Origin of the sequence: Luteibacter sp., assembly GCF_009912395.1 — a bacterium.
Classification (GTDB): Bacteria; Pseudomonadota; Gammaproteobacteria; order Xanthomonadales; family Rhodanobacteraceae; genus Luteibacter.
Window position 1 is genome coordinate 206,364 of the sequence record NZ_WNDO01000001.1, and the last position, 23,369, is coordinate 229,732.

Annotated in this window: 19 protein-coding genes; 11 read left to right on the top strand and 8 right to left on the bottom strand. The window is 64.4% G+C overall.

All coding sequences use genetic code 11. The annotated features are described in order from the left end of the window. Positions 1–128 precede the first annotated feature (128 nt). The 6 genes from GAK28_RS01130 (at position 129) to GAK28_RS01155 (ending at position 7,506) form a co-directional block, all read left to right on the top strand. Positions 129–557 carry a pilin gene (locus GAK28_RS01130; RefSeq protein ID WP_291773912.1) on the top strand — a complete coding sequence of 143 codons (429 nt, stop codon included), beginning with the start codon at positions 129–131 and terminating at the stop codon, positions 555–557. A 71-nt stretch (positions 558–628) separates the two neighbouring features. Next, positions 629–2,572 carry a hypothetical protein gene (locus GAK28_RS01135; protein ID WP_291773914.1) on the top strand — a complete coding sequence of 648 codons (1,944 nt, stop codon included), beginning with the start codon at positions 629–631 and terminating at the stop codon, positions 2,570–2,572. Positions 2,573–2,709: 137 nt separating this feature from the next. Further along, complete coding sequence (locus GAK28_RS01140) at positions 2,710–3,150, top strand: pilin (protein ID WP_291773916.1); 441 nt, start codon at positions 2,710–2,712, stop codon at positions 3,148–3,150. 77 nt (positions 3,151–3,227) lie between these two features. Next, positions 3,228–5,198, top strand: a complete 1,971-nt coding sequence (locus GAK28_RS01145) for a hypothetical protein (protein ID WP_343161805.1) — start codon at positions 3,228–3,230, stop codon at positions 5,196–5,198. After that, a complete protein-coding gene (locus GAK28_RS01150) occupies positions 5,195–6,442 on the top strand; it encodes a lipopolysaccharide biosynthesis protein (protein ID WP_291773918.1) in 1,248 nt (415 codons plus the stop codon). Before GAK28_RS01145 ends, GAK28_RS01150 begins: the two co-directional genes overlap by 4 nt. Beyond that, positions 6,439–7,506 (top strand): glycosyltransferase family 1 protein, encoded by a 1,068-nt coding sequence (locus GAK28_RS01155; protein ID WP_291773920.1) that lies wholly within the window; start codon positions 6,439–6,441, stop codon positions 7,504–7,506. The genes GAK28_RS01150 and GAK28_RS01155 overlap by 4 nt, the downstream gene beginning before the upstream one ends. Here GAK28_RS01155 and GAK28_RS01160 read toward each other — a convergent pair. The 5 genes from GAK28_RS01160 to GAK28_RS01180 form a co-directional block, all read right to left on the bottom strand. Continuing rightward, complete coding sequence (locus GAK28_RS01160) at positions 7,483–8,487, bottom strand: glycosyltransferase family 4 protein (RefSeq protein WP_291773922.1); 1,005 nt, start codon at positions 8,485–8,487, stop codon at positions 7,483–7,485. The two genes, GAK28_RS01155 and GAK28_RS01160, sit on opposite strands and share 24 nt — an antisense overlap. 92 nt (positions 8,488–8,579) lie before the next feature. Beyond that, on the bottom strand, positions 8,580–9,743 hold the full coding sequence (locus GAK28_RS01165; RefSeq protein ID WP_343161808.1) for a glycosyltransferase family 4 protein: 1,164 nt from the start codon (positions 9,741–9,743) through the stop codon (positions 8,580–8,582). Next, positions 9,736–10,611, bottom strand: a complete 876-nt coding sequence (locus GAK28_RS01170) for a glycosyltransferase family 2 protein (protein ID WP_291773926.1) — start codon at positions 10,609–10,611, stop codon at positions 9,736–9,738. Before GAK28_RS01170 ends, GAK28_RS01165 begins: the two co-directional genes overlap by 8 nt. Continuing rightward, positions 10,608–11,525, bottom strand: a complete 918-nt coding sequence (locus GAK28_RS01175) for a hypothetical protein (RefSeq protein WP_291773928.1) — start codon at positions 11,523–11,525, stop codon at positions 10,608–10,610. Before GAK28_RS01175 ends, GAK28_RS01170 begins: the two co-directional genes overlap by 4 nt. A 220-nt stretch (positions 11,526–11,745) precedes the next feature. Beyond that, complete coding sequence (locus tag GAK28_RS01180; protein WP_291773929.1) at positions 11,746–13,089, bottom strand: MBOAT family O-acyltransferase; 1,344 nt, start codon at positions 13,087–13,089, stop codon at positions 11,746–11,748. 258 nt (positions 13,090–13,347) lie between these two features. On the opposite strand from GAK28_RS01180, the gene pilB reads away from it, so the two are divergent. The 4 genes from pilB (at position 13,348) to coaE (ending at position 17,998) form a co-directional block, all read left to right on the top strand. Next, positions 13,348–15,054, top strand: coding sequence for a type IV-A pilus assembly ATPase PilB (gene pilB, locus GAK28_RS01185; RefSeq protein ID WP_291773932.1), 1,707 nt, complete (start codon positions 13,348–13,350; stop codon positions 15,052–15,054). Between the two features lie 133 nt (positions 15,055–15,187). Next, a complete protein-coding gene (locus GAK28_RS01190) occupies positions 15,188–16,453 on the top strand; it encodes a type II secretion system F family protein (protein WP_291773934.1) in 1,266 nt (421 codons plus the stop codon). Between the two features lie 73 nt (positions 16,454–16,526). After that, positions 16,527–17,396 (top strand): A24 family peptidase, encoded by an 870-nt coding sequence (locus GAK28_RS01195; RefSeq protein WP_291773935.1) that lies wholly within the window; start codon positions 16,527–16,529, stop codon positions 17,394–17,396. Beyond that, the gene (gene coaE, locus GAK28_RS01200; protein ID WP_291773937.1) at positions 17,393–17,998 is read left to right on the top strand and encodes a dephospho-CoA kinase; all 606 of its coding nucleotides are present in this window, start codon (positions 17,393–17,395) and stop codon (positions 17,996–17,998) included. Before GAK28_RS01195 ends, coaE begins: the two co-directional genes overlap by 4 nt. Before the next feature lie 179 nt (positions 17,999–18,177). On the opposite strand, the gene GAK28_RS01205 is transcribed toward coaE, so the two are convergent. Continuing rightward, positions 18,178–19,428 (bottom strand): GGDEF domain-containing phosphodiesterase, encoded by a 1,251-nt coding sequence (locus GAK28_RS01205; RefSeq protein ID WP_291773940.1) that lies wholly within the window; start codon positions 19,426–19,428, stop codon positions 18,178–18,180. Beyond that, on the bottom strand, positions 19,425–20,642 hold the full coding sequence (locus tag GAK28_RS01210; protein ID WP_291773942.1) for an HD-GYP domain-containing protein: 1,218 nt from the start codon (positions 20,640–20,642) through the stop codon (positions 19,425–19,427). Before GAK28_RS01210 ends, GAK28_RS01205 begins: the two co-directional genes overlap by 4 nt. Before the next feature lie 262 nt (positions 20,643–20,904). Between GAK28_RS01210 and msrA the strand changes: the two genes are divergently transcribed. Next, complete coding sequence (msrA, locus tag GAK28_RS01215; protein ID WP_291773944.1) at positions 20,905–21,573, top strand: peptide-methionine (S)-S-oxide reductase MsrA; 669 nt, start codon at positions 20,905–20,907, stop codon at positions 21,571–21,573. Between the two features lie 61 nt (positions 21,574–21,634). On the opposite strand, the gene hutU is transcribed toward msrA, so the two are convergent. Beyond that, on the bottom strand, positions 21,635–23,299 hold the full coding sequence (gene hutU / locus GAK28_RS01220; protein WP_291774488.1) for a urocanate hydratase: 1,665 nt from the start codon (positions 23,297–23,299) through the stop codon (positions 21,635–21,637). Between the last annotated feature and the right edge of the window lie 70 nt (positions 23,300–23,369).

The window sequence follows — 23,369 nt, forward strand, 5'->3', positions numbered from 1 at the left end:
TGAGCGTCCTGGTCAGTCCTCGTACTCGTGATGAGGGGCCGGATCAGCCAGTAGGGAAAGATCCGGCACTACAGCTCAGGGGCATCACAAACTTGCGGTTAGCCAACCAAAATTAACGAGGAAGTTCCATGAAGACCATGCAGAAGGGCTTTACGCTCATCGAACTGATGATCGTCGTCGCGATCATCGCCATCCTGGCGGCCATCGCCATCCCGCAGTACCAGAACTACGTCAAGCGAGCCAAGGTCTCGGAAGGCTTCGTGCTGCTCGACGGCGCCAAGCTCGCCGTGGCCGAGTCGTTCCAGTCAACGGGCCAGATGCCGAAGAACAACGCGACGGCCGGCTATACCGCCACGAGCTCGACGTATGTCACGAGCATCGTGATCGACTCCACTGGCACGGGCGCGATCACCGCCACGCTGCGTGGTATCAGCGCTAATGACATCGATACCAAGACCCTCGTCATGACGCCAAACACCGCCGGCGGCGTGATCAAGTGGTCGTGCAACGCCAGCACCGTGCCGAAGCAGTTCCTGCCGGCCATTTGCCGCCAGTAACGCATCTCGCATCGTGAAAAAAGAGTCCCGCCAGGCGGGGCTCTTTTTTTTTACCAAGGCTGACGCATCCCATGATCGATCTGCTCGAGCACAAACGCGCCGCACGCATCGTGGCCCTCCTGGCCGCCGCGGCAGTCACCCTGGCGATCTATGCTAGTGGGCTGCACGGCCCATTCCTGCTCGACGACGCACCGAACCTGGAGACCATCCAGCGCTGGGTCGAGGGCCGGCTCAACTGGCGATCGGCGATCGACAATCGCTCGGGCCCGATGGGCCGCTCCGTATCGATGCTGACCTTCCTGCTGGACGCAGCCCGTCGCCAGGCCATGGACGCCGAAGCCTTCAAGACCACCAACCTGGTCATCCATATCATTTGCGGAATGCTCGTCTACCTGCTGTGCCGGCAGGTTTTCCGTAGAATCACGGCGACGCGCGATATCGCCTCGACCACCGCCCTCTTCGTCGCGGCATGGTGGTTGTTCCTTCCGATGCACGTCAGCACCGTGCTCTATATCGTCCAGCGCATGGCGCAACTGGGGGCCCTGTTCACGCTGGTGTCGCTCATCGCCTACATGGCGATTCGTGGATGGATGGAACGCAACGATAGCTTCGTCCCACGGGTCGCCCTGTGGGTCGCCTTCCCCTTGAGCGTGGGCATCGGTGCCTTGGCCAAGGAAAACGCCGTGCTGGCCGTGCCGCTCGCGCTGCTGATCGAATGGCTGTGCTTTCCGCCAGCACCAGGCCGCTCGCGCCCGCGAGCCGTGAGCTGGCTCTTCGCCGTCACCGTCCTGTTGCCCGGCCTGCTCGCCACCGGCTGGCTGGTGACCCACGCCGACGCGATCCAGGGCGGTTACGCGGCGCGCTCGTTCACCCTCGCCGAACGCTTGCTCACCGAACCCCGGATCCTGTGGTCCTACGTCAAGACCACGCTGTTTCCCGTGGGCGAAGACATGGGGCTATTCCACGACAACTACGCGATCTCGACCGGCCTGCTGTCGCCTTGGACCACCTCGCTCGCCATCCTGGCCTGGATGGGTGCGATCGTCCTTGCGTTCGTCTGTCGCCGACGGCACCCCCTGATCTCGCTGGGCATCGGCTTCTTCCTGATCGGGCACGTCCTCGAATCGTCAATCATTCCGCTGGAACTCTACTTCGAGCATCGTAACTATCTACCGGACCTGGGTGTCCTCCTTGCGGTTCTCGGCATCGCGCTCGCCCTGTGGCAAAGCCATCGGACGCCTACGGCTGGATTCAGGCGCATCGTCCTGGCCTGCCCGCCCCTGATCCTGGCCATCTTCGCCGCCGGTACCTGGATACAGAGCGGCAGTTGGGGAGACGCCGATACGCTTTTTGAATTGCAGCAGTCGTACAACCCCACGTCTCCTCGCCTTCAAGCCATACTCGGCGCGCGTGAAGTGGAACGCGGGAATACTCGTGGCGCGCTCGCCCACATCGAACTGTCCGAGCGATTCGGGCCGGCAAACGAACGCATGACCGCCACGCTCTGGCGCATCATCGCGTATTGCTCGGCCGGCCAACCTGTTCCCGAATCGGTCTACGCCGAATTCGAACAGCGCACCGAGTTGCCGATCACGCTCAACGCCATGCGTTACTGGGAGCAGGTCGCGGCCTCCACCGAGAAAGGCTGCGGCGATGCGAAGCGGCTGGCCGCAGCCGCGCAGCGATGGATCGCCGCGGACCATCGCTCGCCCCGGGACCAGCTGATCTGGCGCTCCCGTTACAACCTCGCACGCGTCGAGGCCGTGGCGGGCGACCTCGTCCTGGCCGAAGCTACTGACCGGCAGGCCTGGAACGACAGCGACCGCAATACCGGCATCGGCGTCTTCCTGTTTCAGGTCAATGCCACCCTGGGTCGGAAGGAAGCTTGCGAGGCGATCCTCGCCGACCTGCGTCGACAGTTGAACACCGGCAATGCGGACCTGGTCGAGGCCGTGAACATCTTCTCCAAGGCGCTGGCCGACGGACAGATCGGGGCGCCCGCGAAACGCCCCTGATCCTTGGCCACCCCTTCATCCGGTCATTTTGTGACGCCGCTTTTGGTATGGCCCGCATCATGGCACGCAAGCTGCTTTCAAACCGGCACAGGGGGCATTCGATCGATGAAGCCCGATACATATCAACCAGGGAATCCATGAAACAGCGCCAGCAGGGCTTCACGCTCATCGAACTCATGATCGTCGTGGCGATCATCGCCATCCTCGCGGCCATCGCGATTCCGCAATACCAGGCCTATGTCAGGCGGGCCAAGGTGTCCGAGGGACTGGTGCTGGCCGACGCCGCCAAGCTGGCCGTGACCGAATCGCTTCAGGGCAACGGCAAGTACCCCAAAGGCAACGCGGAAGCGGGATACACCACGAGCTCCAGCACCTTTGTCACCTCCATTGCGATCGACTCGGCGGGCAGCGGCGTCATCACCATCACCTATCGCAACACCGGCACGCCCGCCATCGATGGCAAGACCGTCACCTTCACGCCGACGACGCGATCCGCCGCGCAGGTCTTCCAATGGGACTGTGCCGTCGGCAACGCGGGCGTGGACAAACAGTACGTACCGGCCAATTGCCGGCATTGACGGGCGGAAGGGGTACGGAGGCCCCTGTCCGGCATTAATGCTAGGATGCCGGGCGTAAAACCGCCCACGAGGCCCCTTTGACTTCCAGCGACATCCCGCCGACCGGCCGGCCGGCCGGCGTGACGCCCAGGATGGCGGATACCCGCCTCCTTCAGCGGCCCCTGCTTACCCTGGCCTGCCTGGCGATCCTGGCACTGGTGACGTGGCTGGTCTACGCCACGGGCCTTTCGGGCGGCTTCGTGTTCGACGACTACCCCAACATCGTCGACAACGCGCTCGTCCAACCCGAACACGCCTCGCCATCGGAGCTGGTCGCCGCCGCCCTGTCGTCGCCATCCAGCGAGTTGAAGCGGCCCCTGTCGTCGCTGACGTTCGCCGCCAACTTCCTCGTCGGCGGATTGGACGCCGCGCCGATGAAGGCCACCAACGTGGTGATCCACCTCCTCAACGGCTTCCTGCTGTTCTTCGTGGCCCGACGGCTACTTACGCGCACCTGGGCAACATCCCTGCCCGCCATCGACATGGTGGCCGCGGCGCTGGCCCTCGGCTGGCTGATGCTGCCGATCAACCTCACCGCCGTCCTCTATGTCGTGCAACGCATGGAGAGCCTCGCGAACCTGTTCGTGCTGCTGGGGTTGCTGGGCTACCTGCGCGGGCGCGACCGCATGCTGGATGGCCAAGGCAGCCTGATCGCCACGCTATGGCCACCGCTGGTCTGCACGGCCATGGGTGTGCTCGCGAAGGAAACCGCGGTCATGCTGCCGCTGTATGCCTTGCTGGTCGAGATCGTTGTCTACCGCTTCGCGCGTCGCGACGCGACGGGAGTGGATCGCCGGCTGCTTGCCTTCCATGGCCTGGTGCTGGTGCTTCCGCTGGTGGGGGGGCTCGCATGGCTGCTGCCTGCGGTGCTCCAGCCGAAGTCATGGCTCACGCGTGACTTCACGCTCGAAACGCGTCTGCTCAGCGAAGCGCGCATCCTGGTGGATTACATCGGCTGGACCATCACGCCCACACCATCGGCACTGAGCTTCTATCACGACGAGTTCGTGGCAAGCCAAGGCCTGTTCGAACCGATCACCACCGCCCTGTCGGCGCTCGTACTGCTCGCATTGGCAGGCATCGCGGTGGCACTGCGGCATCGTCGTCCGCTCACGTCGCTAGGCATCGCCTGGTATCTCGGTTGCCATGCCCTCACGGGCACGATCCTGCCGCTGGAACTGATCTACGAACATCGGAACTACTTCGCCAGCATCGGCGTGCTGTTGGTGATCGCCGATACGTTGCGGCGCTGGCCGCGTGTGCCGGGCGCATTGTGTGCTGCCCTGTTGCTGGCCTGGTGGACCGGTCTGACGGCCCTCACCGCCTATGCATGGAACGATTCGCTGCGCCTCGCCCAGGAACTGGCCAGGCGCGGTCCCGATTCGCCTCGCGCCCAGTACGAACTTGGCCGGGCCTATATCATTCATTCGCACTACGACACGAGTTCGCCCTATACGGCCCAGGTGTATCCGCCTCTGGAACGAGCGGCATCCTTGCCGGGGTCGTCGATCCTTCCCGAACAGGCGATGATCTTCATGAACTCGCGGATCGATCGCCCGGTAAAGGGGGCCTGGTGGACAAGCATCGAAACGAAGTTGCGTGCGCGTCCGCTGTCCGTCCAGGACGAAAGCTCGCTGGACGCATTGAGCCGTTGCCTGGCCGATCAGGCCTGCCATTTCGACACGGCGGCCCTGCATGAAGCCTTCAAAGCCGGCCTCGATCATCCCGCTCCGACCGCTCGTTTCCTCGCGATCTACGCCTCGTTCGCGTCAAATAGCCTGCATGACGACAGGCTCGCGCTGGACCTGCAGAAACGCGTCGTCGCGATATCGCCGAACGAACCGGCCTATCGCGTTTCACTGGCACGCATGGCGATTGCGCGACACGATGCGCCGCTGGCGAAAGCACAGCTCGCGGCACTGAACGCACTGAACATCGGCGGCCGCCTCGATAGCGACATCGCCAGCCTCGAAGCCTCCCTGGCACGCTCCACCTCTACTCGACCATGAAAGCCAGACTGACCACTTTCGTCCGGACATTACGCGAAGGCTATGGATGGGTCAGCGTGGGGATGATCGCCCGCGCGGGATTACAAGCCTTACTGGTGGTCCTGCTCGCGCGTACGCTGGGGCCCACCGAATATGGCCTGGTGGTTGCCATCACCAGCGTCACGGGTGTTTTTGCCCTCTTCACCGGCATCGGCGCCAACGCGCTTCACCTGCGCGAACTGTCATTGGAGCGAGCAGAGCCGAGACACAGCTTTGCCATCGCTGTCCGACGCAACCTCTACACGTTCGTGCCACTCATGATGATGGCCGTCGCATCCGTCTGGCTGCTTTACGGAAGCCAGACGGACGCGACGACCGCCATCCTGCTCGTCGGTGCCGATCTCGTCGGCGTATCCGCTTCCGACCTGATGCAACGCAACCTCCAGGGTCAAAGGCGCTATGGCGGCATGGCCGTATACATGTGCCTGCTACCCGCTACGCGCGTCGCGGCGGTCGCCCTCATGATGCTGCTTGGGCAACCTCCCGGCATCCACGGATGGTCCGTGATCGCCATCGCATCCGCCATGCTTCCCGCGTTGACGGTCGCCTGGCGAGCACGACACAAGACAGCGGTGACGGGGCACGACGGGTTTCAATGGCGGGAGGGACTCGGCTTTGCATTGGCCGCCGGATCGACACGCGTCCATGCGGATGCCGACAAAGCCGTGGTAGCCAAGTTGTCGTCGCTCGGCGATGCGGCCCAGTACTCGTTGGCCTACAGGCTTTTCGATGTCTTGATGCTTCCGATCCTGTCCTTCATCGAATGGCGAATGCCCTCCCTGTTCCACTCGGGAGGAAGCCATCGAGGCATTGAGCTGATCCGCAGCAACAAGACCTTCATCGCCGCGATTGGCGGGGGAGCCGTGCTCATGGCCGGCCTGTCGATCCCGTTCGCCCTGCTGCTCCCCTTGGTGCTTGGTTCGGGCTACGACCAGGTGGTCACCATGGCTCACTGGTTGGCCCTGTTACCCCTGACCAGCGCACTATGGTGGATCTTTCGCACGCTGCTTTCCACCAGCGGCGAACAGACGATGAGCGGAAGCATCGAGTTGGGAGGCGCGATCTTCAACGTCGTCGCCACGCTGGCCATGGTGGCCGGCATGGGCTGGAAGGGTGCTGTGATCGCTACGTACACGACCCATGCCTGCATGTCGCTGGCCGCTCTCTGGCATCTATCACGAGGCCGAAACAAGGACACGGCATGAGGATCGGTATCGACGGAAGGGCGTTCACGGGACAGCCGGGGGGTACCGGACGCTACGTCCACGAGCTGATGCGCGGACTCGACGCCATGTGCCCGGAAGCGGACTTCGTGCTTTACCTGCGGCGGGATCCCGGCATGGAGCCACTGTCTCCCCGCTGGCGGTTTCGCATAGATCGCTCGCCCTGGAGGCGATTACCGGGTCCCGCATGGTCTCGCTGGGCGTTGCCTCGACTCATTCGAGACGACCGGCTCGATGTGTTCTGGGCCGCTGCCGCCATCGTGCCGCGCTCCATCGATACGCCGTCGGTCATGACGGTCTTCGACCTCACCCATCGTATTTTTCCCGCGAGCATGCCCGTAGCCACACGTTGGGGACATCATCTGTGGTTCGCTAAGTCCCTGCGGGAAGCCGCTCGTCGTATCGCCATCTCGCAAGGTACGGCCATGCGGGTTTGGGAGATGTACGGCATCCGTTGCGACGACGTGATCGCACCGTCGCTGGGGCCGGTATTTGACCACCCTCCCGCTCGCGACACCCATGTCGACACCGACTACATCCTCAGCGTCGCAACCCGCGAACCGCGAAAGAACCTGTCCGCTCTGTTGCTGGCCATGGAACGGATCAACGCCGGGCGCGCGTCACCGATCGAACTGCGTCTCGTTGGTGGCAAGGGATGGGGCAAGAGCGTATCCACCGAAGGACTTCGCCTGCTCTCCGCACCCTGGTGCCACGTGCTTGGCTATGTACCCGACCACGCCCTCCCCGCGCTCTATGCGGATGCGCGCGCTTTCGCCTTCCCATCGATCTACGAAGGGTATGGTATTCCCGTCGCCGAAGCGGCCACGTGTGGAACGCCCATCGTCACGACGGATATCCCCGAGCTGCGCGAGGCCGCCGCAGCGGATGCCATCTTCGTAGGCACGTCGCCCGATGCCATTTTCCGAGGGCTGGAACAGGTATTGCGTCGACCGCGGGAAGACGCGGCCGTCCAGCGCACCGCAGGCGATCGGCTCGACGGTGCCCGCAGACTTTCGGCGCAGCTACGCGCGGCGGTGCGACGCTAGCACGTCGGCGTAGGCGCCGATGTAGGCATCGACGCCCAGTCGTTCCGTGAACAATGTTTCGGCGCGATATCGCCCTGCCGCACCCAGTCGTGCCAGCAATGCAGCGTCCGCGAGAAGCTGTCTCGCACGATGTTCCAATCCATCGATATCGTTGACCGGCACGAGAAATCCGTGCTCCCCGTCGAGGATGATCTCTTCCACGGAACCACAAGCGAAGCCCAGCACGGCACGACCGCATGCCATGGCTTCCAACGCCGAGTAACCAAAACCTTCGTAACGCGAGGGCACGAGCGCCGCATCGCAATCACGATAGGCCTGCACAAGCTCGTCGTCCGATAGACGCCCCAAGGCAACGACGTTCGTGGGCAAGTCGCCATGATCGACGCCTCGCAAACCACCGGTGCATCGAATCTCGACGTCGGCTCCCAGCCGCCCGGCGAGCGCCAGCACCATGTCGAAACCTTTTCGGCGAGACACATTGCCTACGAAAAGCAGCCTCAGCGGACGCCCTTCCCGAGGTGCCGGAAGTGACGGCGAAAAACGTTCCAGATCGACCCATAGGGGAATGATGCGAGGGCGCACGCGCGGACAGGCGTCCATCACCGTGCGCGCGACAAAACGGCTATGGGTGGTCACCAGGGACGCTTCGCGCATCGAGCGCAACGCCGCCCGCCCCGTGACGAGGCGATGATACATATGCTGCAAAGCAGATTTGTGGGAACGATACGCCGGGTCCAGAACGAAGTGATGCTCGGTGACGATCAAAGGCAGCCCATGCCCGGCGAAGGCATACCCCGATTGGGCATTCGCATGGATGATCTGCGTGCCCTGAGGTGGCCTGCGAGACGAAAGCGCCCCGGGGACAAACTCATACCGCTGATCGAACCAATCGATCGTGACCGTCCAACCCCGCTCGCGCAGGCCGGAAGCCAGGCGTTCGACGAATACGTCGCCGCCGCTATGGGCGCGAATCGTCGGCATCCACACGTGCCCCATCGCATTCATTCCACTCGCCGTCACCAAGGGATTCCTACGCCATGCCCATGTGCCATCCGGATGCGTTCGCGGATAGTTCAAAAACCGAGCGCTTTCTGCAAAGCACCATCGAACGACGACCAGTCGAATCCGGCAGCGAACGTCCTGGAAGACGCCGACATACTGGATTTGCCCTGCTGAAGCACTCGATCGATCGCGCCGGCAAACGCTACGGTGTCGTCCGCGGGAACGAGATAACCGGAAACGCCATCCTTCACGGCATCGGGTACCCCGCCAGTGGCATAGGCCACCGTCGGCAAACCGTGCGCCGCCGCTTCCACGGCGACCATGCCGAATCCCTCGACATCGCCAGGAATCGTCCTCACAGGGAAAACGGCAACGTCCGCCGCCGCATAACCCAGGGCGAGCGTCGCATCGTCCACCTCGCCAAGCATCCGGATATGCTCCCCAAGACCCCGCTCTTCGACGAGCGCCTGCAATGCGTCACGCACACCCTTGCCCGTCAGGGCGTCCGGGGCATCGTTGCCCATCACGACAAGAAGTACCCGAGGATGTCGTGCGATAACACGGGGAAACACTTTGTCGACAAATTCGAGCATGCCCTTGCGCGCCGTCAAACGTCCCACCGAAAGTAGTACCGGCCTTCCCTCCCATCGCTCGCGTCGACGGAAAGCGGCCACGTCGTCGGCCGCGACGGAGTCGGCGAGTTCGACGCCGGGATGGACGATGACCGTCCGTTCCCCCGGCACACCGACCTCACGACACAGGCGAGCCGTATTGTGGCTGTTGGCCACGCAGATGTCGGCCCTGCGGATGAATGGCAGCCAGAAGGCGCGATAGGCCCAATGCCGGGCGATCACGTCCAGTCCGTGCACGTAGACCGCGTATCGACCTCGCGAGAGGCGTGCCGCCATCCAGGCGAACGGGGCGCATAAGCCACTACCGGCGACCGTCAGTTCGGGGCGTACGGTGATCGCGCTCCACCCTGCCGCACCGAACGCCCCAAGAAAAAATCGCCACAAGGGACGTAACGGAACTTCGCGTATCGAGCCTAGGCCTTGCAGTGCCGCACCGGCGCCACGAGGACCGACCATGTTCAGTTCGGCCACCTTCGCGATCGCGCTTGCCATGCGGCAGTTCAAGCGCTCCATGCCGCCTTTCAACGGCGGGAAATTACGAGATATGAGAAGCACCCTGCGACGTATGCTGGAATTCGCAGGATGGCCCGCCCCCTCAGTCATCGCGTGTCCTGGCGGTGTCGATGGGTCGATAAGTAAGGGACGTGATCTGCTCGGAAACCAGGCCGATCAGAAAAATGATGACCGAGGCGATCCAGAGCAAGGTACTGCCATTCGTCAGGCGTGCCATATGCCAATACGTCCAGGCATAGTTCAGCACGCCGAGCAGGAAGAACATCGCACTCACCGGCACAAAGAGCTTCAATGGCGAGTACAAGGTGGCGATCTTGAAGATGATCAGCAAGAATCGCACACCATCTTTCAACGGCTTGATGTGGCTTTTCCCCACCCGCTGCGAGGCCTTGATCGGTTCGTAGGCCACGCCATAGGCACTACGGAAGAACGCCATGGTGCTGGTGGTCGGATACGAGAAGCCATTGGGCAGCAGATGGATGAATTCACGGAAACGCTCGGCCCGAACCACGCGAAAACCCGATGTCAGGTCGAACACACGCTGCCCCGTCATCTGCGATGCCAGCCAGTTGTACAGCGTGTTCGCCAGGCCACGTCCCACGCCGGCCTGGCTTTCCCAGTCGCGTGCGCCGACGACCATGTCGTAGCCCTGCTCGAGGCGGGCCAGCATGCGTGGTACGTCGTAGGGATCGTGTTGTCCGTCGCCGTCCATGAAGACAACGATATCTCCCTTCGCCGCGCGGGCACCCCGCTTGATGGCCGCTCCGTTGCCCATCGAGTAGGGCGACGAAAGGCAGATGACCCCAGCGGCCTCGCAGGTGCTGCGGGTGGCGTCGGTGGAACCGTCGTCGACGACGATGATCTCCGCGTCCGGCAGCGCCTCGCGCACGCGTGGCAACAGGGCTGCCAAGGCAGCGGCCTCGTTCTTCGCGGGAATTACCACACTCAATCGTGTCACGAACCATGCTCCGACGGCGACGGCGGCATGGCCCGCGGCGACCTGCGCCCGTTCCCGGCGGCGCCGCCGCTCAAAAGAGGCATAGCGTGGACCAAATCGCGTGTGAATGCCACCCGCGCGCGGCGGTCCAGATGGGAGCCGTCCGGACATACCAGGGCTTTCATGGACGGCACATCGGCATAGTGGAGCGAGGGCGCCTGCACGGCGTTGATGAACGGTCGCCAGTAGTCCTCGCGGGGGAAAAGACGCTCGTCGGCGGTGCGGACCAGGCCGCTGCGGGGCAGCATGATGAAGGCCACGTGGCCCCCACGCGCTTCGATACGCCGGACCATCGCCGCGATGACCTGGCTGTTGGTGGCGAAATCGGGCATCGACACCGGGGCGAGTGCCTGGATCTGACGAGTCAGCTGGGCACCAAAGATCCGCACGTCTTGGGTTCTCCGGACTTCGGATATGCCGGCATTGCGCATCACGCGCTCGAAGTAGAAGTCCGGCATGTGGACGAGTGTGTAGTCGGCCATCCGCTCCCGGGTAGGCAGCGTCACCAGGTATTGGGGCGTCACCTCGTCACTCAGGGCGCGGAGCACCAGGGAATCAAGCGGGCTGGCACCGTCGGCGAAGCTGCGTAGATGATGGTGTACGAACCGGGTAAGCCACGCCTCCGTCCGGGCGAAATCGGGGAAGGGATCACGGTCACGCGTCTGTTGCCAACGAGCGACGTAGACCAGCGCGCCATACCGGTGCAAGTCAGCCATGACATGGTCCTGGTAGTCGACGAGGATCGTTCCGGTGACCTTGTCGTCAGCGGCCAGGTCGGCTAGCACGGGAACGAAAGAGCTTCCGTCGATCGCCAGTTGTACCGGCTCCCTCCCGGTCATGTCGCGAAGGGTGGAGAGGTCGACATCCAGTTGCATGCGCGACGCACCTACCAGAACCAGGGCTCGATCGCCCAACCGATCCACCCGTGCCCGCTGCTCGGCCCATAGGGTCGGAGAATCGAGGATGGTCGCCTCGAATCCCCGGGATGCGAGGCGGGCTTCCAGGCCCGCCACGAACAGGCACGCCAGCACCAGGGCCGTGCTTAACGGCCTCAGCCAACGCCCTTCCGGTACAAAGCGCCTTGTGAGGTGGATATCAGAATTGGAAATAGATGAACGCACGTTCGTCCCCCCCTGCGGCCAGGAAGATTCCGATCAGGCACAGGGTCCCGATAGCGACCCGGCCCCCTTCGGGCATCCTCGCTAACCATTGGTCGAGCGAAGTGTCCCGCATGCGCCACTGCCAGGCGAACATCGCCAGCGCGGCAAGCAGCGCCAGCCACTGCACCGAGGTGCCGCTACCCACCCGCGCGAAGCCCTGTAGGAATGTCCAGGCGGCACCGGCCGAGGGTGCCCGGAAAGGCACCCATGCCACGCAGACCAGCAGGAAGGTCGTCACGGTCAGCACGGTGTCCGCACCTCGCCAGGACACCGTCGGCCAACGCTTGCGCCATGCCCTTTCCCCGATCAGGAACGTGCCATGCAGACCGCCCCACGCCACGAACATCCACGACGCGCCGTGCCATAACCCACCCAGGAGCATGGTCAGCATGAGATGTCGCGAGGTGGCCCAGGAGCCGCCCCGGTTTCCGCCCAGCGGGATGTACAGGTAATCGCGCAGCCAGGTGGAGAGGGAGATATGCCAGCGGCGCCAGAAATCCGAGAACCCGCGGGCGCCATAGGGGCATCGGAAGTTGTCGGGGAAAGCGAAGCCGAAGCAGAGCGCCAGGCCAATGGCGCACAGGGAGTAGCCACCGAAATCGAAGTAAATCTGCGCGGCGAAGCCGAAGAACGCTGCGAACGAACCGACGATGTCCTGACCGCCGTTGGTGTACACATCGTCCACGACGGGTGCGAACACCTGATCCGCGAACACTGCCTTGCAGAACAAGCCGATCAACACGAGCACGATGCCGTAGGCCGCCTGGTCCATCGCAGGAAGCCGCGGCGCCGCCAACTGGGGAAGCAAGGCCCTGGCCCGCACGATCGGACCGGCGACCAGGTGGGGAAAGAAGGCGACGAACAGCGCGTAGTCGCGCAAGCCCGTCCGGCCGTCGATCTCACGGCGGTATACGTCGATCGTGTAGGACAGCGAGGCAAACGTGTAGAACGAGATGCCTACCGGCAGCACGATGTCCCAGCCCGGTGGCTGGTAGGCCACGCCCAGGGCACCGAACGCGGACTGCAGATTGGCTAGCACGAAACCGCCGTACTTGAAGAAGCCGAGCAGGCCCAGGTTGGCCACCAGGCTCAGGATCAGCAGCCCCTTGCGCCGCCTTTCACCCTCGGTCACGGCCAGCCGGCGCGCGAGCCACCAGTCCAGTGACGTAGAAAAGGCCAGGATCAGCACATAGGCGGGATTCCATGCCGCGTAGAACACATAGCTGGCCAGCAGGAGGAACGACTTGCGGATGCCCCATCCTGGCAGCAACAGGTACACCGGAAAGACGATTGAGAAAAAAACCAGAAAACTCAATGAATTGAAAAGCACCCATTTCCCCCTGGCATCGATGCAGCACGGCGGCGCTGCCCAAGCGGGCATCCAGCTCGCGAAGCCGACCGCGGGGATGATAGCCAACGCACGCCCTCACGCGGTCTTCAGCCCGCCACGACGTGACCGGTCACACGTTCTGGAGTAGATTGCCCCCGAATCTCGGGGTAAACGGAAGCCATCATGGTTTCAAACATGCAGCAAACCATGCTCGCCGGACTAACGGGCATGGCGCGGCGGCTCGTCACCGAGGGCGTATTGCCCGAGGCGGACGTCCGCAAGGCCGTCCAGGACGCCGCCGACAAGCGGGTGTCGCTGTCGTCGTGGCTCGTCGACCACAATCTCGTGGACAGCGGCAGACTGTCGCAGGTGGCGTCGGCCGAATTTGGCATGCCCTTGATGGACCTCGGGGCCATGGTCCCCGCGAACATGCCGCTGGACCTGGTGACCGAGGCCCTGATCTCCAAGCACCAAGCCCTTCCCCTATTCAAGCGCGGCAAGCGCCTGTTCGTGGGCATCGCCGATCCGATGCAGTCCCACGCGCTGGACGAGATCAAGTTCCACTCCAATCACATGGTGGAACCCGTGCTGGTCGAGCGGTCCCAGCTGCGTCGCGTGATCGATGGCGCCCTGTCGGCCATGACCAGCAACGTCCCCGGGTTCGACGAGGGCGGCCTGGAAGAGCTCTCGCTGGAAAGCGGAGACGATGAGGCCGAGGGCAGCTCCACCGGTATCGATGCCAACGCCAACGACGACGCGCCCGTCGTCAAGTTCGTCAACAAGATCCTGGTGGACGCCATCAAGCGCGGCGCCTCGGATATCCATTTCGAACCGTTCGAATCGGTCTACCGCGTACGCCTGCGCATGGATGGCATCCTGCGCATCGTGGCCAACGCGCCGATCAAGCTCGGCAACCGCATCGCCTCGCGCCTGAAGGTGATGAGCGGCTTGGACATCGCCGAACGACGCGTCCCGCAGGACGGACGCATCAAACTCAACCTGACCAAGACGCGCGCCATCGACTTCCGCGTGAGCACGCTGCCCACGCTGTTCGGCGAGAAGATCGTGCTGCGTATCCTCGATGGCTCGTCGGCCAAGCTGGGTATCGACAAGCTCGGCTACGAGGAAGCCCAGAAGAAACTCTACCTGGACGCCATCGAAAAACCCTACGGCATGGTGCTGGTCACCGGGCCGACCGGCTCGGGCAAGACAGTGTCACTGTATACGGCGCTGAACATCCTCAACGTCGAGGGCCGGAACATCTCCACGGTGGAAGACCCCGTGGAAATCCGCGTCGAGGGCATCAACCAGGTCCAGCAGAACACCAAGCGCGGCATGACCTTCGCCGCCGCCCTGCGCTCGTTCCTGCGCCAGGATCCGGACGTCATCATGGTCGGCGAGATCCGCGACCTGGAAACCGCCGAGATTGCCGTGAAGGCAGCGCAGACCGGCCACATGGTGCTGTCCACGCTGCATACCAACGACGCGCCGCAGACCATCTCGCGCCTGATGAACATGGGCATCGCGCCCTACAACATCACCTCGTCGGTCACCCTGATCATCGCCCAGCGCCTGGCCCGGCGCCTGCACGATTGCAAGCGGGAGGTACACCTTCCCGCCGCTGCGCTGCTCGCCGAAGGCTTCACCCAAGAGGAAATCGACGCGGGCATGACCGTCTACGAGCCAGTCGGCTGCGATGGCTGCAACGAGGGCTACAAGGGTCGCGTGGGCATCTATCAGGTGATGCCGATGGTCGAGGACATCCAGAAGATCGTCCTGGAGGGCGGCAACGCCATCCAGATCGCCGAGGTGGCCCGCAAGGCCGGCATCAACGACCTTCGCGCCTCCGCCCTGCTCAAGGTCCGCAACGGCGTCACCAGCCTGGCCGAGATCAACCGCGTCACCAAGGATTGATACAGGTGGGCGGTAGCGTCAGGATGTGCGCCATATGGCAGAAAAATAAGCGGAAAGTCGTTCAGACTATCCGTCGGTGTGGGGCGCCCGAGGGCGTTTCCGCGACAGTTTGACCCCGGGGGATCACCGCGACATGGCACTCGCCACCGCCAACAAGAATACCAAGGCCATCGGTGCCGCCCGCGCGGAAGTTTCCAAGCTGGCCATGTACGAGTGGAGCGCCCTGGACAAGCGCGGCAAGCGCATGACCGGCGAAATGCAGGCCAAGAACGCCGCCCTGGTGAAGGCCGAACTGCGTCGGCAGGGTATGAACCCGCAACAGGTCCGCGAAAAGGCCAAGCCGCTGTTCGGCTCCACCGGTTCCAAGGTGAAGCCTCGCGACGTCGCCATTTTCAGCCGCCAGATCGCCACGATGATGGCTTCCGGCGTCCCCATGGTGCAGGCCTTCGACATCATCGCGGGCGGCCAGAAGAACATCCGTTTCAAGACCATCCTGACCGACGTCAAGACCAACATCGAAGGCGGCGCGTCGCTGCATGAGGCACTGGGCCAGTATCCGATCCAGTTCGACGAGCTTTACCGCAACCTCGTCCACGCCGGCGAGCAGGCGGGCGTGCTCGACACCATCCTCGACACGGTCGCCACGTACAAGGAACGCACCGAGGCGATCAAGGGCAAGATCAAGAAAGCGCTGTTCTACCCGACCATGGTGCTTGTGGTGGCGCTGCTGGTCACGATGATCCTGCTGCTCTTCGTGGTACCGGTATTCCAGCAGACCTTCAAGGATGCGGGTGCCGACCTGCCCGTGCCCACCCTCGTCGTGGTCAAGGCCTCGGAGTTCATGCAGTCGTACTGGTGGCTGGTGATCGGCTCGATTGTCGGTACGATCGTCGCCTTCATCATGGCGAAGAAACGTTCGGTAAAATTCGCCCACCTGCTCGACCGCGTCTCCCTGCGCATCCCGATCATCGGCAACATCCTGCGACAGTCGGCGCTTGCGCGTTTCGCGCGAACCCTGGGCGTAACCTTTCAGGCCGGCGTACCCCTGGTTGAGGCGCTTGAGGCCGTCTCCGGCGCAACCGGCAGCATCGTCTACGGCGAGGCCGTGCTGCGCATGCGCGACGACGTCTCCGTGGGTCATCAGCTTCAGCTGGCCATGCGCCAGACCAACCTGTTTCCCAACATGGTGGTGCAGATGACCGCCATCGGCGAGGAGGCCGGCTCGCTCGACAACATGCTGTTCAAGGTGGCCGAGTTCTACGAGGAAGAGGTCAACAACGCCGTCGATACGCTGAGCAGCTTGCTGGAACCCTTCATCATGGTGATCCTGGGCACCCTGGTCGGCGGCATGGTCATTTCGCTCTACCTGCCGATCTTCAAGATCGCCGGTACGACCTGAGCCCCTTCCACGGGCACAATACCGGGCCCTACGCCGACACGGCGGGAGGGCCCTTCTTTTACACGGATACCCCATGCCGGACCTGCCGCTTCCCCTCTGGATCGCCTTCGCCACCGTCTTCGGCCTGATCGTCGGCAGCTTCCTCAATGTCGTCATCCTGCGCACGCCCGCGCGCATGCAGTGGGAATGGCGGCGCCAGGCCCGCGAGGTGCTCGAACTGGCGGACGTGGACGAGCCGAAGCCACCCGGCGTGGCGCTGGAGCCATCCCATTGCCCGCACTGCAAGCACCGGCTCGCCATCCAGGACAACATCCCGGTGTTCGGCTGGCTGTTCCTGCGTGGTCGCTGCCGGTACTGCGGCGAGCGCATTTCGGCGCAGTATCCGCTGGTGGAACTACTTGCCGGCCTGGGTAGCGCCCTGGTCGTCTGGCGATTCGGCATCACGGCCGGCACCCTGGCCGCGCTACTGTTCACCTATCTGCTGATTGCCCTGTCCGGCATCGACGCCCGCACCCAGCTACTGCCGGACGAGCTCAACTATCCGCTGCTCTGGATCGGCCTGGGACTGACCCTGATCCCGGCATGGCAGCCGTTGTCCGTGGCGCCGTCGTCGGCGATCCTCGCGGCGTTGATCGGTTATCTCAGCCTGTGGAGCGTCTACTGGCTGTTCAAGCTACTGACCGGCAAGGAAGGCATGGGCCATGGCGATTTCAAGCTGCTGGCCGCGCTCGGTGCCTGGATGGGGCCGTCGGCCCTGCTGCCGATCGTGCTGCTGTCCTCGCTGATCGGCGCCATCGTCGGCGGCACGCTGATGGCCTTGCGCAAGCAGCAGCGCGACGTTCCGATGCCTTTCGGCCCGTATATCGCGGCGGCCGGCTGGGTATGGCTGCTGGTCGGTGACCAGCTACTTTCCGCGTACATGCGGATGACGGGGCTGGAATGAGCGGTTTCGTCGTCGCGCTGACGGGCGGTATCGCCTCGGGCAAGAGCGCGGTGGAGCGATGTTTCGAAGCGCTGGGCGTCCGCGCTTACGATGCGGACATCGCCGCACGGGCCGTGGTGGAACCGGGCTCCGAGGCGCTGGCCGAAGTCGCCCGGGTCTTCGGCGCCAGTGCGCTGGACGCTGAAGGGCGACTCGACCGCGCGGCGATGCGCCAGCGCGTCTTTGCCGATCCCGGCGCCCGGACGACGCTGGAGGGCATTCTCCATCCGCGGATCCGCCAGTGGCTACGCGACGCGGTCGAGGCTGATACCGGTCCGTACTGCATCCTGTCCATCCCGCTGCTCGTAGAGAACCACGCGCATTACGCATGGGTCGATCGCGTGCTGGTGGTGGATGCGCCGGAAGACACGCGCATCGCCCGACTGGTGCGTCGGGACGGTATCGACGACGCGCTGGCGCGGAAAATGATCGACGCGCAAGCGTCGCGGGAGCAGCGCCTGGCGATCGCTGACGACGTGATCGTCAATGACGGCGACGAGGCATCGCTGCTCCTCAAGGTTGAAGCGTTGCATAAGCGCTACCTGGCACTGACCACGGACTAACAACCCGTCGTTCCTGCGCACGCAAGAACCCAGCGCCCCGGTCCACACGAAGCACCATGCGATCACATCGGCTTTTTGCAGGCGAGACGGTCGCGAGAATCGACCTCATCGCACTGGGTTCCTGCGTGCGCAGGAACGACGTGAGGGTGGGTTGCCTGTTTCGCGAGAACCGTGAAACCTCAGACCATCGAGGCGGCCGCAAGGCGTTCCGCAACGAAGGCTTCCGCTGGCATCGGGCGGCCGATGTGGTACCCCTGCACCACGTCGCAGTCCATTTCGACCAGACGCAGCAGGGTTTCCTCGTTCTCCACACCCTCGGCAACCGCCTCCATGCCGAGGCGATGCGCGACTTCGACCATCGCACGCACCAGCTGTTCAGTGCGGACGTCCGTCGTCATGGCGCTGACGAACGAGCGATCGATCTTCAGCTCCGTCGCCGGGAAATGGCGCAGGTAGGCGAACGAGGCATAGCCCGTGCCGAAGTCGTCGATGGCGACGCGCACACCCCGGTCGCGCAGGCGGCGCAAGCCGCGCACGCTCATGTCCAGGTCGGTGAGCAGGGCCGTCTCGGTGATCTCGACGATGGTCGATTCCGGCGGCACGCCCCATATTTCCAGCGCACCGAGGATGTGCTCGGCAAAGCCATGTTCCACGAACACCTTGGGCGAAAGGTTGATGGCCACGTCGAGCGGGCAGCGGCCACGATGCAGTGCCGCGACATGACGCAGCGACGCATTGAGACTCCAGCGGGTCAGCGGCACGATCAGGTCGCTACGTTCGGCGAAGGGAATGAAATCGCCTGGCGCGACATCCCCGTGCATCGGCGTGGTCCAGCGCGCCAGCGACTCCACGCGAACCACGTCGCCGCTGCGCAGGTCGCGCAAGGGCTGGAAAGCCACGTGCAGGCGATTGCTTTCGATGTCTTCGCGCAACTCGCCGTAGAGGATCTCCACCGGCGTCACGTCCGGCTCGTAGATGGCGAACGGCTCCCCCAGGCGCATGGCATCGTCGTGCGCCATCTCGGCGCGACGGTAAAGCCATTCCGCCGAGTTGCCGTGATCCGGATGCATCGCGACACCGACGACGACGCGCCCGTGCCATGGACGCTCCGGATGCGGCAGCGGCGTGTCGAACGCGCCGACGATGCGGGTGGCGGCGAGCATCGCGTGCGTGCGGTTACGCACGGCGGGAAGCACGATCACGAAGTTGTCGTCGCCGGCGACGAAGACCTTGTCGATATGGCGCAGCGCGTCGACGATGCGTTCGCGCGCGGCCAGCATGATTTCGTTGCCGAAGCCGTAGCCGAAGCGCAACTGCAGTTCGCGCATGCCCTTCATCCGCACGACCAGCACGGCGCACAGCCCCGTCTCCGGCGACGCGCGGTCCAGCATCACCTGGACGGCGGGAAGGATGTGACTGCGTTCGCTCATGAGGCCAGGGACTCCCTGGGATCGACACCGTGGCTGCCTGCCGCCAGCGTGCGCTGGATCTCGCGCCTCACCCCGCCCTCCTGGCTAAGCAGGTCGACGATGACGGGGCGATCCAGCCGCTGCTTGTCCGTCCGGGTGAGCACCGCCACATGCGGCTGCAGTCGTCTTGTCTGGTTCTGCATCGTCACCACGGCGACCTCCCCGGTGTTGAGTTCCACCAACGAGCCTGTGGGATAGACACCGATGCAGGCCTGGAATTGTTCCACGAGCTCCCCTTGGAACTCGCGGTCGCGACCGGCGTAGATCTGCCGGATCGCATTATGTTGCGACACCGCCGCCCGATAGGGCCGTGGGGTGGACATCGCGTGGTAGGTGTCCACGATGGCCGCGATGCGGCCCGCCAGCGGGATGGCCGTGCCGGTCAGGCCGTGAGGATAACCGCTACCGTCGAAGCGTTCATGGTGCGTAAGTACCATGTCGCGAATTTCGTTGTCCGTGACCCCGGCACCATCGAGGATCTTCAGCCCATCGTCCACGTGGCGACGGGCGATCGTCCACTCCGTCTCGCTGAGCGGCCCTTCGCCGTGAAGCAGTTCGTCGGGCCAGCGCGCCTTGCCCACGTCCAGCAACAGGCCGCCGGCCGCCAGGCTGACGATGGCCTCCTCGGCGATCCCCATGTGCCGGCCGAACACCGCCGCCAAGCTCGCGCAGCCCACGGCGTGACGGTACGTGTAGCTGTCGTAGCGGCGCATGCTCTCGACCCACAGGAAGGCGTCAGGGCAACGCAGCATGCTGGACACCATGGGCGCGACCGCCGCCAGCAAGGCGTCCTGACCGAAGAAGCGGCCGGCGTGGAGATCGTCGAGCACGCTGCCTGCGAAGGTGTTGATCGTGGCGAACGCCGCGCTGGCGCGCGGTAGTTCCTCCTGCACCGACGAGGTATCGGTATAGCTGCACTGGGAGAGGAGCCGGGTATTGAGCACAGGCCGCGATGGCGGCGCGGCGACCACGCGCGCGGGCATCACCCGGCGCTGCATGTCGACGAAGACATACTTGCAAAACCGGCTGAGCTTCTCGATGTCCTCGCGTGAGGTGATCGGCACGCCCTGCCACGGGAACGGCGTGTCGGACCACTCGCAATCGAGACGGCTGACGAACATGCCGACCTCCAGGTCGGACACGAAGACACGCCTCTCCACCAGATCGTACGCCACTTGCTACTGCTCCTTCGGATCTACCTGCCTGTGCACCAGCCACGAGGCTTCCATCCCCGTACGGCGCGCCGCATGGTCGTGCCACCCTCTGGCCGGCGTCAATGCCAGCTGAACAGAATGCCGAATTTGCGCCATGAACGACTACCCACGGTTGACCGGAGTCTTATCGGCCAGTTCCCCCGAAGCTGAAGGAGGGATACTGTCAGCAAACACTCCCTGGACCGGTCTCCTTCCGTAAGCCCCTGTCCCCCGGAGAGATTCCATGGCTCGCCTGCTCCCTCTGTTCGTCCTCACCCTCGCCGCCTGCTCCACCGCGTCCGCGCGGGAGGAGGGTCTGCACCTGCCCGCCCCCGCCGTAGACGCCGCCCCCGCCACGGGTGAAGCCACCGCCGTGTTCGCCGGCGGCTGCTTCTGGGGCGTGGAAGGCGTCTTCCAGCACGTCCGTGGGGTGAAGAGCGTCCGGACCGGTTATTCCGGTGGCGACGCCCGCCACGCCAACTACGACGACGTGAGCGACGGCGACACCGGCCACGCCGAGTCGGTGCGGGTGACCTACGACCCCGCCCAGGTCAGCTATGGGCAGCTCTTGCAGGTGTTCTTCTCCGTGGCCCAGGACCCGACCCTGCTCAATCGCCAGGGACCGGACCAGGGCACCCAGTACCGCTCCGCCGTCTTCTACGCGACGCCGGAACAGCAGAAGGTGGCCGAGGCCTACATCGCCCAGCTGACGGCCGCCCATGCCTTCTCCCGGCCGATCGTCACCGAGGTGACCCCGCTCAAGGGGTTCTACCTGGCGGAAGGCGAGCATCAGGACTACATGCGACTGAATCCCTATACGCCGTACATCGCCATCAACGACCGGCCGAAGGTGCTGGCCCTGGAGCGGATCTACCCGCAGATGTACGTGGCGCAGTGGGCGAACGGCCGGTAATACCCTCTGTAGGAGCGCGCTTGCGCGCGATCGCGCGCAAGCGCGCTCCTACAACAGGACATCAGCCGAGCATCGGCAGGTCCAGGCCCTGCTCCTTCGCGCAGGCAATGGCTTCGGGATAGCCTGCGTCGGCATGACGCATCACGCCCGTGCCGGGGTCGTTCCACAACACACGGGCGATGCGCTTGTCGGCGGCCTCGCTGCCGTCGCAGACGATGACCACACCGCTGTGCTGGCTGTAACCCATGCCTACGCCGCCGCCGTGGTGCAGGCTGACCCAGGTGGCGCCACCGGCCACGTTGAGCATGGCGTTGAGCAGCGGCCAGTCGCTCACGGCGTCGCTGCCGTCGCGCATGGCCTCGGTTTCGCGATTGGGGCTGGCGACCGAGCCGGAATCCAGGTGGTCGCGGCCGATCACCACGGGTGCCTTGAGTTCGCCGTTACGGACCATCTCGTTGAACGCCAGGCCAAGGCGGTGGCGCTGGCCCAGACCGACCCAACAGATGCGTGCCGGCAGCCCCTGGAAGTTGATGCGCTCGCGGGCCATGTCGAGCCAGCGGTGCAGGTGCGGATCGTCGGGGATCAGCTCCTTCACCTTGGCGTCGGTCTTGTAGATATCTTCCGGGTCGCCCGAAAGCGCGACCCAGCGGAACGGACCCACGCCACGACAGAACAACGGACGGACGAAGGCCGGCACGAAACCGGGGAAGGCGAAGGCCTCGCCCAGGCCCTCGTCCTTGGCCATCTGGCGGATGTTATTGCCGTAGTCGAAGGTCGGCACGCCCTGGGCGTGGAAGGCCAGCATGGCTTCCACATGGCGACGCATAGAACGCTTGGCCTCGCGGGCGGTACCGGTCGGGTCGCTCTTGCGACGCTCGAACCACTGCTCCACCGTCCAGCCCGACGGCAGGTAGCCATTAACCGGGTCGTGCGCGCTGGTCTGGTCGGTGACCGCGTCCGGACGCACGCCACGGCGGACCATCTCGGGCAGCACGTCGGCCGCATTACCGAGCAACGCCACCGAAACGGCGCGGCCTTCCTTGGTGTAGCGGTCGATGCGCGCGAGGGCGTCGTCGAGGTCGGTGGCCTGTTCGTCGACGTAGCGCGTCTTCAGGCGGAAATCGATGCGGCTCTGCTGGCATTCGATGGTGAGCGAGGACGCCCCCGCGAGGCTGGCCGCGAGCGGCTGCGCACCGCCCATGCCGCCGAGGCCGGCGGTGAGGATCCAGCGACCCGCGAGCGTGCCGCCGTAATGCTGGCGCCCCATTTCCACGAAGGTCTCGTAGGTGCCCTGCACGATGCCCTGGGAACCGATGTAGATCCACGAGCCGGCCGTCATCTGGCCGTACATCATGAGGCCCTTGCGATCGAGCTCGTTGAAGTGCTCCCAGTTGGACCAGGCCGGCACGAGATTGGAGTTGGCGATGAGCACGCGCGGCGCGTCGACATGCGACGGGAACACGCCGACCGGCTTGCCGGACTGCACCAGCAGGGTCTGGTCGTCGCGCAGTTCGCGCAGCGCGCGCAGGATCGCGTCGAAGCATTCCCAGTTGCGCGCGGCGCGGCCGATGCCGCCGTAGACCACCAGTTCGGCCGGGTTCTCGGCCACCTCGGGATCGAGGTTGTTCTGCAACATGCGGAACGGGGCTTCGGTGAGCCAGCTCTTGCAGTTGAGTTCCGTACCGCGAGGGGCGCGGATGGTGCGGGTGGTGTCGATGCGCGTCACGGCGTTCATCGGGGGCTCCATCATCCTGGGGAAGCCCCGATTATGGTCGCGCGCCTCGACGCCTCGCCAT

Coding starts and splice junctions, on each gene's coding strand:
- GAK28_RS01140 (WP_291773916.1), top strand. CDS start 2,710: ATGAAACAGCGCCAGCAGGGCTTCACGCTCATCGAACTCATGATCGTC.
- GAK28_RS01165 (WP_343161808.1), bottom strand. CDS start 9,743: ATGACTGAGGGGGCGGGCCATCCTGCGAATTCCAGCATACGTCGCAGG.
- pilB (WP_291773932.1), top strand. CDS start 13,348: ATGCTCGCCGGACTAACGGGCATGGCGCGGCGGCTCGTCACCGAGGGC.
- coaE (WP_291773937.1), top strand. CDS start 17,393: ATGAGCGGTTTCGTCGTCGCGCTGACGGGCGGTATCGCCTCGGGCAAG.
- GAK28_RS01135 (WP_291773914.1), top strand. CDS start 629: ATGATCGATCTGCTCGAGCACAAACGCGCCGCACGCATCGTGGCCCTC.
- GAK28_RS01130 (WP_291773912.1), top strand. CDS start 129: ATGAAGACCATGCAGAAGGGCTTTACGCTCATCGAACTGATGATCGTC.
- GAK28_RS01155 (WP_291773920.1), top strand. CDS start 6,439: ATGAGGATCGGTATCGACGGAAGGGCGTTCACGGGACAGCCGGGGGGT.
- GAK28_RS01160 (WP_291773922.1), bottom strand. CDS start 8,487: ATGCCGACGATTCGCGCCCATAGCGGCGGCGACGTATTCGTCGAACGC.
- GAK28_RS01150 (WP_291773918.1), top strand. CDS start 5,195: ATGAAAGCCAGACTGACCACTTTCGTCCGGACATTACGCGAAGGCTAT.
- GAK28_RS01190 (WP_291773934.1), top strand. CDS start 15,188: ATGGCACTCGCCACCGCCAACAAGAATACCAAGGCCATCGGTGCCGCC.
- GAK28_RS01195 (WP_291773935.1), top strand. CDS start 16,527: ATGCCGGACCTGCCGCTTCCCCTCTGGATCGCCTTCGCCACCGTCTTC.
- GAK28_RS01205 (WP_291773940.1), bottom strand. CDS start 19,428: ATGAGCGAACGCAGTCACATCCTTCCCGCCGTCCAGGTGATGCTGGAC.
- GAK28_RS01175 (WP_291773928.1), bottom strand. CDS start 11,525: ATGCAACTGGATGTCGACCTCTCCACCCTTCGCGACATGACCGGGAGG.
- msrA (WP_291773944.1), top strand. CDS start 20,905: ATGGCTCGCCTGCTCCCTCTGTTCGTCCTCACCCTCGCCGCCTGCTCC.